17 protein-coding genes are annotated in these 14,297 nt (G+C 55.0%); 10 read left to right on the forward strand and 7 right to left on the reverse strand.

The features are described 5' to 3' along the window. Position 1: 1 nt before the first annotated feature. From trpCF to AC3Y5R_RS00270, 4 genes are all read left to right on the forward strand, one after another. Positions 2-1,363, forward strand: a complete 1,362-nt coding sequence (gene trpCF, locus AC3Y5R_RS00255; protein WP_489919642.1) for a bifunctional indole-3-glycerol-phosphate synthase TrpC/phosphoribosylanthranilate isomerase TrpF — start codon at positions 2-4, stop codon at positions 1,361-1,363. Positions 1,364-1,408: 45 nt separating this feature from the next. After that, positions 1,409-2,599, forward strand: a complete 1,191-nt coding sequence (gene trpB / locus AC3Y5R_RS00260) for a tryptophan synthase subunit beta (RefSeq protein WP_489919643.1) — start codon at positions 1,409-1,411, stop codon at positions 2,597-2,599. Then, a complete protein-coding gene (gene trpA / locus AC3Y5R_RS00265) occupies positions 2,599-3,405 on the forward strand; it encodes a tryptophan synthase subunit alpha (RefSeq protein ID WP_489919644.1) in 807 nt (268 codons plus the stop codon). Before trpB ends, trpA begins: the two co-directional genes overlap by 1 nt. A gap of 159 nt (positions 3,406-3,564) precedes the next feature. Further along, a complete protein-coding gene (locus AC3Y5R_RS00270) occupies positions 3,565-3,879 on the forward strand; it encodes a BON domain-containing protein (protein ID WP_158784941.1) in 315 nt (104 codons plus the stop codon). Positions 3,880-3,939: 60 nt separating this feature from the next. On the opposite strand, the gene ompW is transcribed toward AC3Y5R_RS00270, so the two are convergent. After that, entirely contained in the window at positions 3,940-4,572 is a 633-nt protein-coding gene (gene ompW / locus AC3Y5R_RS00275) for an outer membrane protein OmpW (protein WP_489919645.1), read from the reverse strand. 334 nt (positions 4,573-4,906) lie between these two features. On the opposite strand from ompW, the gene AC3Y5R_RS00280 reads away from it, so the two are divergent. From AC3Y5R_RS00280 to yciA, 3 genes are all read left to right on the forward strand, one after another. Further along, positions 4,907-5,644: a YciC family protein gene (locus AC3Y5R_RS00280; RefSeq protein WP_489919646.1), complete on the forward strand. Its 738-nt coding sequence runs from the start codon at positions 4,907-4,909 to the stop codon at positions 5,642-5,644. 74 nt (positions 5,645-5,718) lie between these two features. After that, positions 5,719-6,255, forward strand: coding sequence for a septation protein A (locus tag AC3Y5R_RS00285; protein WP_158784938.1), 537 nt, complete (start codon positions 5,719-5,721; stop codon positions 6,253-6,255). A gap of 53 nt (positions 6,256-6,308) precedes the next feature. Further along, positions 6,309-6,740, forward strand: coding sequence for an acyl-CoA thioester hydrolase YciA (gene yciA, locus AC3Y5R_RS00290; protein WP_158784937.1), 432 nt, complete (start codon positions 6,309-6,311; stop codon positions 6,738-6,740). 29 nt (positions 6,741-6,769) lie between these two features. Here yciA and tonB read toward each other — a convergent pair whose 3' ends face one another. Beyond that, positions 6,770-7,522 (reverse strand): TonB system transport protein TonB, encoded by a 753-nt coding sequence (gene tonB, locus AC3Y5R_RS00295; protein WP_489919647.1) that lies wholly within the window; start codon positions 7,520-7,522, stop codon positions 6,770-6,772. Between the two features lie 206 nt (positions 7,523-7,728). Between tonB and AC3Y5R_RS00300 the strand changes: the two genes are divergently transcribed. After that, on the forward strand, positions 7,729-8,025 hold the full coding sequence (locus tag AC3Y5R_RS00300; protein ID WP_158784935.1) for a YciI family protein: 297 nt from the start codon (positions 7,729-7,731) through the stop codon (positions 8,023-8,025). A 59-nt stretch (positions 8,026-8,084) separates the two neighbouring features. On the opposite strand, the gene AC3Y5R_RS00305 is transcribed toward AC3Y5R_RS00300, so the two are convergent. Next, positions 8,085-8,258 carry a YciY family protein gene (locus AC3Y5R_RS00305; protein ID WP_489919648.1) on the reverse strand — a complete coding sequence of 58 codons (174 nt, stop codon included), beginning with the start codon at positions 8,256-8,258 and terminating at the stop codon, positions 8,085-8,087. A gap of 150 nt (positions 8,259-8,408) precedes the next feature. Between AC3Y5R_RS00305 and cls the strand changes: the two genes are divergently transcribed. Beyond that, positions 8,409-9,869 (forward strand): cardiolipin synthase, encoded by a 1,461-nt coding sequence (gene cls, locus AC3Y5R_RS00310; RefSeq protein ID WP_489919649.1) that lies wholly within the window; start codon positions 8,409-8,411, stop codon positions 9,867-9,869. Positions 9,870-9,915: 46 nt separating this feature from the next. After that, positions 9,916-10,239 (forward strand): HI1450 family dsDNA-mimic protein, encoded by a 324-nt coding sequence (locus AC3Y5R_RS00315; RefSeq protein ID WP_489919650.1) that lies wholly within the window; start codon positions 9,916-9,918, stop codon positions 10,237-10,239. Positions 10,240-10,387: 148 nt separating this feature from the next. On the opposite strand, the gene oppF is transcribed toward AC3Y5R_RS00315, so the two are convergent. Genes oppF through oppB form a run of 4 tightly spaced genes read right to left on the reverse strand, consistent with a single transcriptional unit; the run spans position 10,388 to position 14,253 of the window. Beyond that, positions 10,388-11,389 (reverse strand): murein tripeptide/oligopeptide ABC transporter ATP binding protein OppF, encoded by a 1,002-nt coding sequence (gene oppF, locus AC3Y5R_RS00320; RefSeq protein ID WP_158784931.1) that lies wholly within the window; start codon positions 11,387-11,389, stop codon positions 10,388-10,390. After that, complete coding sequence (locus AC3Y5R_RS00325) at positions 11,386-12,399, reverse strand: ABC transporter ATP-binding protein (protein ID WP_489919651.1); 1,014 nt, start codon at positions 12,397-12,399, stop codon at positions 11,386-11,388. The genes oppF and AC3Y5R_RS00325 overlap by 4 nt, the downstream gene beginning before the upstream one ends. 11 nt (positions 12,400-12,410) lie before the next feature. Further along, positions 12,411-13,319, reverse strand: a complete 909-nt coding sequence (gene oppC / locus AC3Y5R_RS00330) for an oligopeptide ABC transporter permease OppC (protein WP_158784929.1) — start codon at positions 13,317-13,319, stop codon at positions 12,411-12,413. A gap of 13 nt (positions 13,320-13,332) precedes the next feature. Further along, positions 13,333-14,253, reverse strand: a complete 921-nt coding sequence (gene oppB / locus AC3Y5R_RS00335) for an oligopeptide ABC transporter permease OppB (RefSeq protein ID WP_489919652.1) — start codon at positions 14,251-14,253, stop codon at positions 13,333-13,335. Between the last annotated feature and the right edge of the window lie 44 nt (positions 14,254-14,297).

The raw sequence follows: 14,297 nt of genomic DNA on the forward strand, positions 1-14,297 counted from the left end.
CATGCAGGAAACCGTACTTAACAAAATTGTTCAGGACAAAGCCATCTGGCTGACAGAACGCCAGCAGCAACAGCCGCTGTCGACTTTCCAAAACGAGATCGCACCGTCCACCCGCAGCTTTTATCACGCGCTGCAGGGTGCCAGGACCGTGTTTATTCTTGAATGTAAGAAAGCTTCGCCTTCAAAGGGGCTGATTCGGGAAGATTTTGATCCGGCGACTATCGCGGGCGTTTACCGGCATTACGCTTCGGCAGTTTCTGTGCTGACCGACGAGAAATATTTCCAGGGAAGCTTTGATTTTCTTCCCATAGTCAGCGCGGCGATTACTCAGCCAGTGCTGTGCAAAGATTTTATCATTGATCCTTATCAGATCTACCTGGCGCGTTTCTGCCAGGCCGATGCGATCCTGCTGATGCTTTCCGTGCTGAATGATGAGCAGTATCGCCAGCTGTCCGCCGTGGCGCACAGCCTGAATATGGGCGTGCTGACTGAAGTGATCAGCGATGAAGAGCTGGAGCGTGCCACCGCACTGGGCGCAAAAGTGATTGGGATTAATAACCGCGATCTGCGCGACCTGTCCATCGATCTGGACCGTACCCGCCGCCTGGCCCCGAAAGTATCCCATGGGGTAACGGTGATCAGCGAATCCGGCATTAACAGTTATGCGCAGGTACGTGAGCTGAGCCACTTTGCCAACGGCTTCCTGATTGGCTCAGCGCTGATGTCAGAAGCTGACCTCGCAGCCGCGGTGCGTCGTGTGATTATCGGCGATAATAAAGTCTGTGGCCTTTCCCGAGCGGAAGATGCGCTTAGCGCACTTGAAGCCGGTGCCATTTACGGCGGCCTTATCTTTGCCGAAGGCTCTCCACGCAAAGTGAGCATTGAACAAGCCAGAACGGTCCAGGCTGCTGCAGCGCTGAAATATGTTGGTGTATTCCGCAATAACGCCATCAGTGACATTGTCACGACGGCTCAGGCGCTTAATCTGCAGGTCGTTCAACTGCATGGCGACGAAGATCAGGCTTTTGTGGCCGAACTGCGCAGCCTGCTGCCCGCAGAGGTGAAAATCTGGAAAGCCTTCAGCATTAAAGATGCCCTGCCAGCCCGCGACTGGCCGCACGTTGACCGCTATGTATTTGATAACGGAAACGGCGGCAGCGGCAAACGCTTTGACTGGAGCCTGCTCAGCGGCCAGCAGCTGGACAACGTCCTGCTGGCTGGCGGACTGGGAGCGGATAACTGTGTTGAAGCCGCTCAGCTGGGCTGTGCCGGTTTAGATTTCAATTCCGGCGTGGAAAGCGCGCCCGGAATCAAAGATGCCTCGAAGATTGCCTCAGTCTTTCAAACGCTGAAGGCGTACTGACCGTCCGGAGCCGCCTGCGGTTCCGTTAGCGAAAAGAGAAGCGATATGACCTTACTGAACCCCTATTTCGGCGAATTTGGCGGCATGTATGTGCCACAAATCCTGATGCCAGCCCTGCGCCAGCTGGAAGAAGCCTTTGTCAGCGCTCAGCGCGATCCGAAGTTTCAGGCCGAGTTTACTGACCTGCTGAAAAACTATGCCGGTCGCCCGACAGCCCTGACATTGTGTAAGAACCTGACCAAAGGCACTAAAACCCGTCTCTACCTGAAGCGTGAAGATCTGCTGCACGGGGGTGCGCACAAAACAAACCAGGTGCTGGGTCAGGCCCTGCTGGCTAAGCGCATGGGCAAAACCGAAATCATTGCCGAAACCGGCGCCGGGCAGCACGGTGTGGCCTCCGCTCTGGCCAGCGCGCTGCTGGGACTGAAGTGCCGCATCTATATGGGCGCGAAAGACATTGAGCGCCAGTCGCCTAACGTCTTCAGAATGAAGCTGATGGGCGCGGAAGTGATCCCGGTGCACAGTGGCTCATCCACGCTGAAAGATGCCTGTAACGAAGCGCTGCGTGACTGGTCTGGCAGCTATGACAACGCCCATTACATGCTGGGTACTGCAGCCGGCCCACACCCTTTCCCGACCATCGTACGTGAATTCCAGCGGATGATTGGCGAAGAGACTAAAGTGCAGATTCAGGAACGCGAAGGCCGCCTGCCGGATGCGGTCATTGCCTGTGTCGGCGGTGGCTCCAATGCTATCGGCATGTTCGCCGACTTTATCGATGAAACGTCTGTTGGTCTGATTGGCGTTGAACCTGCCGGTCACGGCATTGAAAGTGGGGAACACGGCGCGCCACTGAAGCACGGTCGCGTGGGGATCTACTTTGGCATGAAAGCCCCAATGATGCAGACCGACGACGGGCAGATCGAAGAGTCCTACTCTATCTCGGCCGGTCTGGACTTCCCGTCAGTGGGACCGCAGCACGCTTATCTGAACAGTACCGGTCGTGCTGACTATGTGTCGATTACCGATGATGAAGCCCTTGATGCCTTCAAAATGCTGTGCCGCAGCGAAGGGATTATCCCGGCGCTGGAATCGTCGCACGCACTGGCTCATGCGCTGAAAATGATGCGCGAAGCACCAGAAAAAGAGCAGCTTCTGGTGGTTAACCTTTCCGGCCGCGGCGATAAAGACATTTTCACCGTTCACGACATTCTGACCGCTAAGGGAGAAATCTGATGGAACGTTACGATCGGCTTTTTACACGCCTGAAAGCACGCAAAGAAGGCGCATTCGTGCCATTCGTCACGCTGGGCGATCCCACACCTGAGCTGTCGCTGCAGATTATTGATGCGCTGGTTGAAGGCGGTGCCGACGCGCTGGAGCTGGGTATTCCCTTCTCTGACCCGCTGGCCGACGGCCCGACCATCCAGAATGCCACCCTGCGTGCATTTGCAGCAGGCGTGACACCGTCACAGTGTTTTGAGATGCTGACCGCCATTCGACAGAAATACCCGGAGATCCCGATTGGCCTGCTGATGTATGCCAACCTGGTCTTCTCCAACGGCATTGATAACTTCTATAGCCGCTGCCAGCAGGCCGGTGTCGATTCCGTGCTGGTTGCGGATGTGCCGGTTGAAGAGTCAGCGCCGTTCCGCCAGTCAGCGATGCGTCACAACATCGCGCCTATCTTCATCTGCCCGCCGAATGCTGATGATGATCTGCTGCGTGAGATCGCTTCACATGGTCGCGGTTATACCTACCTGCTCTCGCGCGCTGGCGTCACCGGCTCTGAAACCCGTGGTGAAAGCCTGTCGTTACAGCACCTGGTGACTAAACTGACCGAATATAATGCCGCGCCGTCGGTACAGGGCTTTGGCATTTCTGAGCCAGGCCAGGTGCAAGAAGCGCTGGCGGCCGGCGCTGCCGGTGCCATATCCGGTTCTGCCATCGTGAAAATCATCGAGAAAAATCACGCCAATCCTCCGGTTATGCTGGCTGAACTGAAGGCTTTCGTCTCCGGTCTAAAAGCCGCCACGCGCTAATCCCCTTGCTCAGTGCCTTACCTCTCACGGTAAGGCATTATTTTCCCACTCTTTATGGCCTTATCCGATTGCGAATTTTCCGCTCAGGACTAAGCTTCTTTTACAGAGCGATTCTGTAATCACGGCGAAGGCCAATCGAGAATGACAGGGAGAATGACAATGAAGTTGATGAAAATCCTGACCGGCATGGTTATTGCGGCAGTAGTGGCTGTTTCGGTCAGCGCCTGTGCGCCGACAGCAACCAAAGAAGGCACCGGCGGCTATCTTGATGACACGGTGATCACCACTAAAGTCAAAGGCGAGCTGTTGAAAGATGATTCGCTGAAATCGACTGAAATCAACGTGGAAACCTTTAAAGGCCGCGTACAGCTGAGTGGGTTTGTCAGCTCACCGCAGATGGCTAACCGTGCCGTTACCATTACCCGCAGTGTGAAAGGCGTCACCTCGGTGACTAATAACATGCAGATAAAGTAAGTTGCTGCACCATGTAAAAAGCCGCCCTGAGGCGGCTTTTTTTACGCCCGCTGAAGGCGGTCAGAAGCGATAACCTGCCCCGAAGAAGAACACAAACGGGTTGATATTCGTGTCGATACTCTGATGACCCGCCGGAGAGTCAAAGCCGACTTTGGTTTTGATATTCATGTACCACAGGGAGGCATTGAGCATCCAGTCCGGCGTCAGCTGATAATCCAGACCGAGCTGACCTGCCACACCCCAGGAATTTTTTACGCTCAGATTGCTTAACCCGGCATCACGCCCGGTCTGGTTGAAATCGTTGTCATAGAACATGGTGTAGTTAACACCGATACCGGCGTAAGGCTGCCATTTGCTGGTATTACCCATAAAGTACCACTGAGCCATCAGTGTAGGTGGCAGCTGGTGCACGGTAGCCAGTGTACCGGTCGCCTCCAGACCCACTTTATGGCGAAATGGCGTGGCTCCCAGCAGCTCAATACCGATGTTATCGGTCGCCATATAGGTAAAAGTCAGGCCCAGCTGAGTATTGTTGTCGACGTTGAACTCACCCAGCCCCAGCACATTGTCAGAGCCACCGGTTGGACGGACGGTTGCAGTACCTGCACGCATGAAAAAATCGCCAGCCTGATGGGCTGAAGCGACCGCCGGCAGCAGAGTCACTACCGCCAGAGCCAATGCTGTTAATTTCATAACCACTCCTTTGCATGTCATTAAGCGTTTTTACGCAATTGCTTACTGTTATCTGCGCCATCTTTACCTTTATTTGCAGAAAGGTCATGCAAATCATTTCTTTCATTCTCCTTAAAAAACAATGATTTGATTTGGATCAATTTCTACAATCATCCTGGTGAAGACGTTTTGCTTAATGGAGTCTCTAACCTGCCAGAGCGCGCCAGGGTCTGCCGCAACGGTTTGAGCCGATAATGCCTTCTTTAATTGAAAGTTATGTAAGTCAGGGTGCCAGGTTGCCGCCAGACCATGTACAATCGCCGGATCGCTAATACCGGCTTTTCAAGGAGTGTACATGTCTTTCACGGCAGGTTCGTTATACCGTGACACGGGGAACTTTTTTCGCCATCAGCTGATTACCATCGTGCTGATTTCGCTACTGACCTCATTTATCACCGTCCTGATCGGCCACGCGCTGACGCCAGGCGCCGATCAGCTCTCCCTTCTGACGGAAGGCGACAGCGGCTCGCGCATGAGCCTGCTGGAGATGGTGCAGAATATGTCACCTGACCAGCAGCGTATCCTGTTACGTGCTTCTGCAGCCGGAACCTTAGCTTCTCTGGTGGGGAATACCCTGCTGCTGGGTGCCATGCTGAGCCTGATCCCGATGGTCTCTGCCGGACAGCGCATCAGCGCGCTTCGGGCGATTGGGGCTTCTGCGCCGATGCTGCCTCGCCTGCTGCTGTTGGTGTTTATCATGACTCTGGTGGTGCAACTGGGCTTTATGGTGCTGGTCGTGCCTGGCGTGATCCTCGCTATCGTGCTGGCGCTGGCACCGATAATCCTCGCTACCGAAAAGATCAGCATCTTCGCGGCCATGCGCAGCAGCATGCGTCTGGTGTGGAGCCAGATGAAGATCGTTGCCCCTGGCGTGGCCGTCTGGCTGCTGGCAAAAATTGCCGTATTGCTGCTGGCATCCTCGCTGACCGTGCTGCCAGCCAACGTCGCGTCAGTGGTGCTGAACGCCCTGAGTAACCTTATTTCGGCCATACTGATTATCTATCTTTATCGCCTGTATATGCTGTTACGTTAATGGTGATTGCGTGCCCTGCGGGGCACGCAATGATAACGTGATGTTTTGCCCCAGTCTGGTATTTGGAAGCCTTTATGAAGCAGTTACTTGATTTCCTCCCGCTCGTGGTCTTTTTCATCTTTTACAAACTGTACGACATCTTTGTCGCCTCTGGTGCGCTGATTGTCGCCACCGCTCTGGCGCTGGTTGCCAGCTGGATAATGTTCCGCAAAGTAGAAAAAATGACCATCTTCACCTTCGTGCTGGTCGCGGTGTTCGGCACCCTGACGCTGGTGTTCCATAACGATGAGTTCATCAAATGGAAAGTCACGGTGATCTACTCCCTGTTCGGGCTGGCGCTGCTGTTCAGCCAGTTCTGGATGAAGCAGCCGCTGATCCAGACCATGCTGGGGAAAGAGCTGAAGCTGCCGGAATTTGCCTGGCGTAAGCTGAATGTGGCCTGGGCGCTGTTTTTCTTCGCCTGCGGGATAGCAAATATTTACGTCGCTTTTTGGTTATCTCAGGAATTTTGGGTTAATTTTAAAGTGTTCGGCCTGACCGGCCTGACCCTGCTCTTTACCCTCATCAGCGGCCTGTATATCTACCGCCTGATGCCACAAGAAGAAAAATAAACCTCAGAGCCCGGCATCAGTCGGGCCACCCTCCCATTATCTGGAAGCAAGCAATGAACGACGATAAAAACAGACTCCCGCAGGGCGAAATGGTGCTGCGGACGCTGGCCATGCCTGCGGATACCAACGCCAACGGGGATATTTTTGGCGGCTGGCTGATGTCACAGATGGATATGGGCGGAGCAATTCTGGCCAAGGAGATTGCCGGAGGACGTGTGGTCACCGTGCGTGCGGACGGCATGACCTTCCTCAAACCGGTCGCGGTGGGAGATGTGGTGAGCTGTCATGCCCGCTGCATTCGTACCGGGAAAAGTTCGATCACTATTAATATCGAAGTGTGGATCAAGAAAGTCTCTTCCGAGCCAATCGGCCAGCGCTATTGCACCACCGAAGCGGTGTTTATCTATGTCGCGGTGGATAATGAAGGCAAATCCCGCGAGCTGCCCGCCGATAAGATGCATTTCCAGCCGGATGTGCAGAACTGAAAAAAAAGCCGGATTTTCCGGCTTTTTCTTTATTCGATGCTGGTGCCACCGTCAATTTTGAAGACGATGTTCATGGTCAGGCCTTTGCCCGGCTTACCGGCTTCATATCGCCACTTCTTCATAGCCAGTTTTACTTCACGCTCAAACATATTCCGCGGCTCGGCAGAGAGAATGCGGATGTTGTCGACCTGACCTGAACTGTCCACGTCAAACTGAACCCGCACTCGCCCTTCCATCCGCAGTGCAAAGGCACGGGCCGGATAACCCGGTTTGCCCACGCTGATAGCTTTCGGCCCCGTTGAGGCCACAGCAGAAGGCGCTGGTGAGGTTTTGGGTGCAGTAGACGGCTTAGGCGCGGTCGCCATCTTGTCTTCATTAAACGGCGATGCCTGACGCGGCTCCGTGCGGGGTTTCACCTCTTTCTTCGGCTTCACCACTTCTTTTTTTACCGGCTTTGGCTTGGGCTTAGGCACGGGTTTTGGAATGGGCACTGGCTCAGGTTTGGGCGGCTCCGGCTCCGGCTCCGGCTCCGGCTTCGGAACGGGTTCGGGTTCAGGCTCTGCAACAGGTTCTGGAGCAGGCTGAGGAGCGGGCTGAGGCTCTGGCTGCACTTCAGGCGCAACCATCGAGACGCTGATGGGCTGAGACGCTTTCGGCACTTCGACTACCTGGTGAAAAGAAGCATAAAGTATTCCCCCAATCACTACCGCGTGCAGTCCCACAGAGAACAACATCGGCAGCGATATACGGCGGGGTAAAGAATTTTCTGTCAGCGTCGTCATAATCTTTCTGCTGTAAGTATTGAAACGTAAGTTTAAATGCAAATAGCAATCAGTTTCAATAACCCAGCCGCGCTGGCAGCGTGATTTCGTCAGAAAAGTGCCCGAAACTGACCGTAATCAGGCCGCGACTATCTTTCGTTTGCAGAAAGGTGAACGATGACTTAACGTGATCGCCGAATCTTACTGACCCGACAGGAGTTGTAAACGTGCTCTACGTAATTTACGCAGAAGATAATGCTGATTCACTGGAAAAGCGTACCGCCGTGCGCCCTGCCCATCTCGCACGTCTGCAGCTGTTGCAGGACGAAGGCCGGTTGATTGTGGCCGGACCGATGCCCGCCGTGGACAGCAATGACCCGGGCGTGGCTGGTTTCAGCGGCTCAACGGTGATTGCCGAGTTCGCGTCGCTGGAAGAGGCGCAATCATGGGCGCAGGATGACCCTTATATTGCCGCCGGAGTTTATAAGCAGGTTGCAGTCAAGCCCTTCAAACGGGTGTTTTAACCGCAAGTTTGCTTTCCCTGTGCGGTAAATGCACAGGGAAAAGTGCCCACTCAGGCAGGTCAGAACAGCTGATTGATAAACAGAACAGAACGTCGCTGCTGCTGGTTTACCTGATGACGGATGGCGTGCATACGACCATAACGTCTTGACTGCCCCTCCAGCCAGCGTGCCCGACGACGCTGGATCTGACGCGACATACGCCAGCGTGCGACTTCATTTCTGCTCCGTCTCATTTTACCCTCTGAGGTCAAAAAACTCGCGCAGCAGTATAAACCTTTCTGTTCTCATGCCAGGTCCGATGACTTTAAACCGGAAAAGGTTTCGCATGCTGTCATCTGCACGTAAACTCCCTGTATTCAAGCGCGAACGGGATTTCCACTGACATGTCGACTTTTTATACTGTACTCAGCTGGCTGCTGATTTTTGGCTACTGGCTGCTGATCGCGGGTGTGACGCTGCGTATTTTAATGAAACGCCGTGCCGTCCCTTCCGCCATGGCCTGGCTGCTGATTATCTATATCCTGCCGCTTGTCGGGATCATAGCCTATCTCTCCTTTGGAGAACTGCATCTGGGGAAGCGGCGGGCGGAGCGCGCGCGCACCATGTGGCCCTCCACGGCTAAATGGCTGAACGATTTAAAATCCTGTCACCAGATTTTTGCCGGGGACAACAGCGACGTTGCCCGCTCCCTGTTTCAGCTGTGCGAGAACCGTCAGGGCGTGGCGGGTGTGAAAGGCAATCAGTTGCAGCTGCTGACCTCAACTGAAGACACTATGCAGGCGTTAATCCGCGATATTCAGCTGGCGCGTCATAATATTGAGATGGTGTTCTATATCTGGCAGCCGGGCGGACTGGCGGATGAGGTGGCGGAATCGTTGATGGCCGCAGCAAGGCGCGGCGTGCATTGCCGCTTAATGCTGGATTCAGCCGGAAGCGTACAGTTTTTCCGCAGCCCGTGGGCCGCGATGATGCGCAATGCCGGGATCGACGTGGTAGAGTCACTTAAAGTCAGCCTGCTGCGCGTGTTTCTGCGCCGCATGGACCTGCGCCAGCACCGCAAAGTGGTTTTAATCGATAACTATATTGCTTACACCGGCAGCATGAACCTTGTTGACCCGCGCTATTTTAAACAGGATGCGGGCGTCGGCCAGTGGGTGGATTTAATGGCGCGTATGGAAGGCCCGGTTGCCACCACCATGGGGATTATCTACTCCTGCGACTGGGAGATTGAAACCGGCAAGCGCATTCTGCCGCCGCCGCCGGATGGCAACGTGATGCCTTTCGAGCAGGAAAGCGGCCATACCATTCAGGTGATTGCTTCCGGCCCAGGCTTCCCGGAAGACCTGATCCATCAGGCTCTGCTGACCGCAGTCTATTCCGCGCGCGAACAGCTGATCATGACAACGCCCTACTTTGTCCCCAGCGATGACCTGCTGCACGCCATCTGCACCGCTGCACTGCGTGGTGTCGACGTCAGCATCATTGTGCCGCGCCGCAATGATTCAATGCTGGTTGGCTGGGCAAGCCGTGCGTTCTTCGCTGAACTGCTGGAAGCCGGGGTTAAAATTTACCAGTTTGAAGACGGTCTGCTGCATACCAAAAGCGTGCTGGTCGATGGGCAGCTGAGCCTGGTCGGCACGGTGAACCTGGATATGCGCAGCCTGTGGCTGAATTTTGAGATCACGCTGGTGATTGATGATGACGGTTTCGGCGACGACCTGGCCCGCGTTCAGGACGATTATATCGCCCGCTCGCGGCTGGTAGATGGCAAACGCTGGTCCCGGCGTGCTTACTGGCAGCGGATTGTCGAACGACTGTTTTACTTCTTCAGTCCGTTGCTGTAAAACGAGCGGAATTGCACAGCGCCCGACGGGCATTATGGGAAATGTTATGGATTTAAATAACCGCCTTACCGAAGATGAAACCCTGGAACAGGCTTACGATATTTTTCTGGAGCTGGCAGGTGACAACCTCGACCCGGCCGATATCATTCTGTTCAATCTTCAGTTTGAAGAACGCGGCGGCGCAGAGCTGTTTGATCCTTCAGAAGACTGGGCTGAGCATGTTGATTTTGACCTGAACCCGGACTTCTTCTCCGAAGTGGTGATTGGGCTGGGTGAAGTGGATGGCGATCCGATTACGGACGTGTTTGCCCGCGTACTGCTGTGCCGTGAGAAAGACCACAAGCTGTGCCATATTTTGTGGCACGAGTAACGTTTGAGTAAATCAGCGGCTGCGTGATGAAGGCCACTCATAAACAGGCAAACAACGCCATTTATGGCAGCCCGACTCGCGCCGTCCATGGCGCGAGACGCTTTCCCGACCGGTGTTCCCCACGCCTCAGACTTCAGCGAAAATCACCTTACAGCGGGTCCACTTTCAGGCAGGAGACGGCATGACGGAAGCTGCCTTCCAGCAGCGGACGTGTTTTGGCACACTCCGGCCCGGCAATCGGACAGCGGGTGCGGAACACGCAGCCTGACGGCGGATTAATTGGCGAAGGCAGTTCTCCTTCCAGCAGCTGGATAACCTTATTCTTCTCCAGATCCGGATCGGGAATGGGCACAGCTGACATCAGCGCGCGCGTATAAGGATGCTGCGGATTCTGATAAACCTCATTGTAGGTTCCCAGCTCCACCGCATGGCCCAGATACATCACCAGCACGCGATCGGAGATGTGCTTCACCACCGCCAGGTCGTGGGCGATGAAGATCAGTGACAGCCCCATCTCTCGCTGCAGCTTCTGCAGCAAATTCACCACCTGCGCCTGAATTGACACATCCAGCGCCGAAACTGGCTCATCACAGATAATCAACTTTGGTTCAAGGATCAGCGCGCGGGCGATACCAATACGCTGGCACTGGCCACCGGAGAACTCGTGAGGATAACGGTTAATCAGGTTAGGCAATAAGCCCACCTTCATCATCATCGTTTTCACCCGCTCCTTCACTTCCTGCCGCGCCATCTCAGGATGATAGGTGCGCAGCGGCTCGGCGATGATGTCCCCGATGGTCATGCGTGGGTTAAGCGAAGCCAGTGGATCCTGAAAAATCATCTGGATATCGCTACGCGCCTTGCGCCACTCTTCCTCACTCTGCCCCAGCAGATCGCGTCCCAGCCAGGCCACACGCCCTTCGGTCGCCTTCACCAGGCCGATAATGGCGCGGGCCAGCGTAGATTTGCCACAACCGGACTCACCCACCACGCCAAGCGTCTCCCCTTCATAAAGACGCAGGCTGACGCCATCTACCGCTTTCAGAGTCTTTGGCGGCTGCCAGAACCACTGACGGCCATCTTTAATGTCGAAATGTACCTTCAGGTCGGCAATTTCTAACAGGACTTTCTTTTCAGCTACCGCACTCATACCAGTTCCTCCGCGGGTTTGAAGCAGGCACGCAGACGACCTTCACCAAACGGCGTCAGCGGTGGTGCAGTGGAACAGATTTCCATCGCGTGCGGACAGCGTGGCTGGAACGGGCAGCCTTGCGGCAGGCGCAGCAGGTTTGGCGGATTGCCCGGAATGGTGGTCAGGGATTCCCCTTCAGCATCCAGACGCGGCACCGCGTTAAGCAGGCCAATCGAATACGGATGAGTCGGTTGATAAAACACATCACGCGCCTTGCCGTATTCCATGGTTCTTCCGGCATACATCACCAGCACCTGGTCACAAATTCCGGCTACGACGCCTAAATCGTGGGTGATCATGATGATCGCGGTGTTGAACTCTCTTTTCAGATCGTTCAGCAACGTCATGATTTGTGCCTGGACCGTAACGTCCAGCGCGGTGGTTGGCTCATCGGCAATCAGCAACTTTGGCCGGCACAGCAGCGCCATAGCAATCATCACGCGCTGACGCATCCCACCGGAAAACTCGTGCGGGTACATTTTCATGCGCTTGCGGGCTTCCGGCATTTTTACCGCGTCCAGCATCCGCACCGACTCTTCAAAAGCCTGGGCACTGGTTATGCCTTTGTGCAACTTCAGCACTTCCATCAGCTGCTCGCCAACGCGCATATATGGGTTCAGTGAAGTCATTGGATCCTGGAAAATCATTGCAATCTGCTCGGCACGCAGGCTGTTAAGCTGCTTCTCCGGCAGGTTGAGGATCTCTTTACCGTTAAACAGCGCAGAGCCGCCAATGCGGCCATTGCTGGCCAGCAGGCCCATCAGGGCAAATGCCATCTGCGACTTACCGGAACCTGACTCACCCACAATGCCCAGGGTTTCACCGGCACGCAGGCTGAAGTTCAGGTCGTTTACCGCCGGGACATCACCATCCGGCGTGCCAAAGGTTACCCGCAGATCCTTCACGTCCAGCAGACGTTCGCTTCCCGCTTGTTTAGCCATTGCTGGCTGCAGTTCAGTTACGCTCATCGGGAAACTCCTTAACGATCTTTCGGGTCGAGGGCATCACGCAGGCCATCGCCGATAAAGTTGAAACAGAACAGCGTAACCACCAGGAATCCCGCCGGGAACAGCAGCAGCCACGGCGACACCTCCATTGAGTTAGCACCATCGCTGAGCAAAGCACCCCAGCTGCTCAGCGGCTCCTGCGTACCCAGCCCAAGGAAGCTGAGGAAGGATTCGAACAGGATCATGCTTGGCACCAGCAGCGAGGCATACACCACAACCACGCCGAGGACGTTCGGCACGATATGCCGCAGCACAATACTGGCGGTGGAAACGCCACCAACGTGGGCCGCTTCAATAAACTCTTTGCGCTTGAGGCTCAGCGTCTGGCCACGGACGATACGCGCCATATCCAGCCAGGAAACCAGCCCGATAGCGACGAAGATCAGCAAAATATTACGGCCAAAGAAGGTCACCAGCAGGATCACAAAGAACATAAACGGGAAGGAGTTGAGGATCTCCAGCAGGCGCATCATCACCGAGTCTGTTTTACCGCCCAGGTAACCGGCCAGCGAGCCATACAGCGTGCCCACCAGCACCGCCACCAGCGCAGAAGCAATCCCCACCATCAGCGAGATACGGCCACCAATCGCCACGCGCACCAGCAGGTCACGACCTGATGAATCGGTACCGAAGTAGTGTTTTGAAGCCATGTCCGGAGCGGCAGACATCATACCCCAGTCAGTATCGTCATAGGTAAACGAGGAGAGCATCGGGGCGAAGATCACAAACAGTGCAATCACAACCAGCACAATCAGGCTGCCCAGCGCGGCGCGGTTATGGATAAAGCGACGACGGGCGTCCTGCCACAAACTGCGGCCTTCGACCTCCAGCTTTTCACTGAAGGCATCGAGAGCTTCGCTATTTTTTTTACTCAACATCATGGCGAGCTCCGGATCAGTAACGAATTTTCGGATCGATAACCGCATACAGCACGTCAACGATCGCATTGAAAAGAATGGTCAGCACGCCCACCAGAATGGTCAGGCTCAGCACCAGCGAGTAGTCGCGGTTCAGCGCGCCGTTAACGAACAGCTGGCCGATACCCGGCAATCCGTAGATGGTTTCAATCACCATCGAGCCGGTGATAATGCCGACGAAGGCCGGACCAAGATAAGACATCACTGGCAGCATCGCAGGCTTCAGCGCGTGGCGCAGGACAATGCGGTGCATTGGCAACCCTTTCGCCCGCGCGGTGCGGATAAAGTTGGAGTGCAGCACTTCAATCATCGAGCCACGGGTTATACGCGCGATACTGGCGATATAGGCCAGCGACAGCGCCACCATTGGCAGGATCATGTATTTCACCTCACCGCCGTTCCAGCCGCCACCCGGCAGCCATTTCAGGGCAATCGCGAAGATCAGCACCAGCAGCGGTGCGACCACGAAGCTGGGGATCACCACCCCGGTCATCGCCACACCCATCACCACGAAATCCCATTTGCTGTTCTGTTTAAGGGCCGCAATCACCCCTGCCGACACCCCAATGATGATCGCCAGAATAAAGGCGGCCAGGCCGAGTTTGGCGGAAACCGGGAAAGCATGGCCGACCAGATAGTTAACCGAATAGTCTTTGTATTTGAACGACGGTCCGAAATCACCGTGGGCCAGCTGCACCAGATAGTCGGTGTACTGTTTCCAGATCGGATCGTTCAGATGGTATTTGGCTTCGATATTCGCCATCACTTCTGGCGACAGCGTACGCTCACCGGTAAAAGGACTCCCAGGTGCAAGACGCATCATAAAGAAGGAGATAGTAATCAGAATGAGTAACGTCGGAATCGCTTCCAGAAAACGACGTAAAATAAACTTTAACATTGCCCGTACCTGCTGGCTTGTGCCTCAGCACTGCTTAAAATAGA

This window comes from Erwinia sp. 009765445 (assembly GCF_058137865.1).

What these genes read in the sequence shown, in the direction of transcription:
- trpCF (WP_489919642.1), top strand. Translation starts at nt 2, where the DNA reads ATGCAGGAAACCGTACTTAACAAAATTGTTCAGGACAAAGCCATCTGG.
- trpB (WP_489919643.1), top strand. Translation starts at nt 1,409, where the DNA reads ATGACCTTACTGAACCCCTATTTCGGCGAATTTGGCGGCATGTATGTG.
- trpA (WP_489919644.1), top strand. Translation starts at nt 2,599, where the DNA reads ATGGAACGTTACGATCGGCTTTTTACACGCCTGAAAGCACGCAAAGAA.
- AC3Y5R_RS00270 (WP_158784941.1), top strand. Translation starts at nt 3,565, where the DNA reads ATGAAGTTGATGAAAATCCTGACCGGCATGGTTATTGCGGCAGTAGTG.
- ompW (WP_489919645.1), bottom strand. Translation starts at nt 4,572, where the DNA reads ATGAAATTAACAGCATTGGCTCTGGCGGTAGTGACTCTGCTGCCGGCG.
- AC3Y5R_RS00280 (WP_489919646.1), top strand. Translation starts at nt 4,907, where the DNA reads ATGTCTTTCACGGCAGGTTCGTTATACCGTGACACGGGGAACTTTTTT.
- AC3Y5R_RS00285 (WP_158784938.1), top strand. Translation starts at nt 5,719, where the DNA reads ATGAAGCAGTTACTTGATTTCCTCCCGCTCGTGGTCTTTTTCATCTTT.
- yciA (WP_158784937.1), top strand. Translation starts at nt 6,309, where the DNA reads ATGAACGACGATAAAAACAGACTCCCGCAGGGCGAAATGGTGCTGCGG.
- tonB (WP_489919647.1), bottom strand. Translation starts at nt 7,522, where the DNA reads ATGACGACGCTGACAGAAAATTCTTTACCCCGCCGTATATCGCTGCCG.
- AC3Y5R_RS00305 (WP_489919648.1), bottom strand. Translation starts at nt 8,258, where the DNA reads ATGAGACGGAGCAGAAATGAAGTCGCACGCTGGCGTATGTCGCGTCAG.
- cls (WP_489919649.1), top strand. Translation starts at nt 8,409, where the DNA reads ATGTCGACTTTTTATACTGTACTCAGCTGGCTGCTGATTTTTGGCTAC.
- AC3Y5R_RS00315 (WP_489919650.1), top strand. Translation starts at nt 9,916, where the DNA reads ATGGATTTAAATAACCGCCTTACCGAAGATGAAACCCTGGAACAGGCT.
- oppF (WP_158784931.1), bottom strand. Translation starts at nt 11,389, where the DNA reads ATGAGTGCGGTAGCTGAAAAGAAAGTCCTGTTAGAAATTGCCGACCTG.
- AC3Y5R_RS00325 (WP_489919651.1), bottom strand. Translation starts at nt 12,399, where the DNA reads ATGAGCGTAACTGAACTGCAGCCAGCAATGGCTAAACAAGCGGGAAGC.
- oppC (WP_158784929.1), bottom strand. Translation starts at nt 13,319, where the DNA reads ATGATGTTGAGTAAAAAAAATAGCGAAGCTCTCGATGCCTTCAGTGAA.
- oppB (WP_489919652.1), bottom strand. Translation starts at nt 14,253, where the DNA reads ATGTTAAAGTTTATTTTACGTCGTTTTCTGGAAGCGATTCCGACGTTA.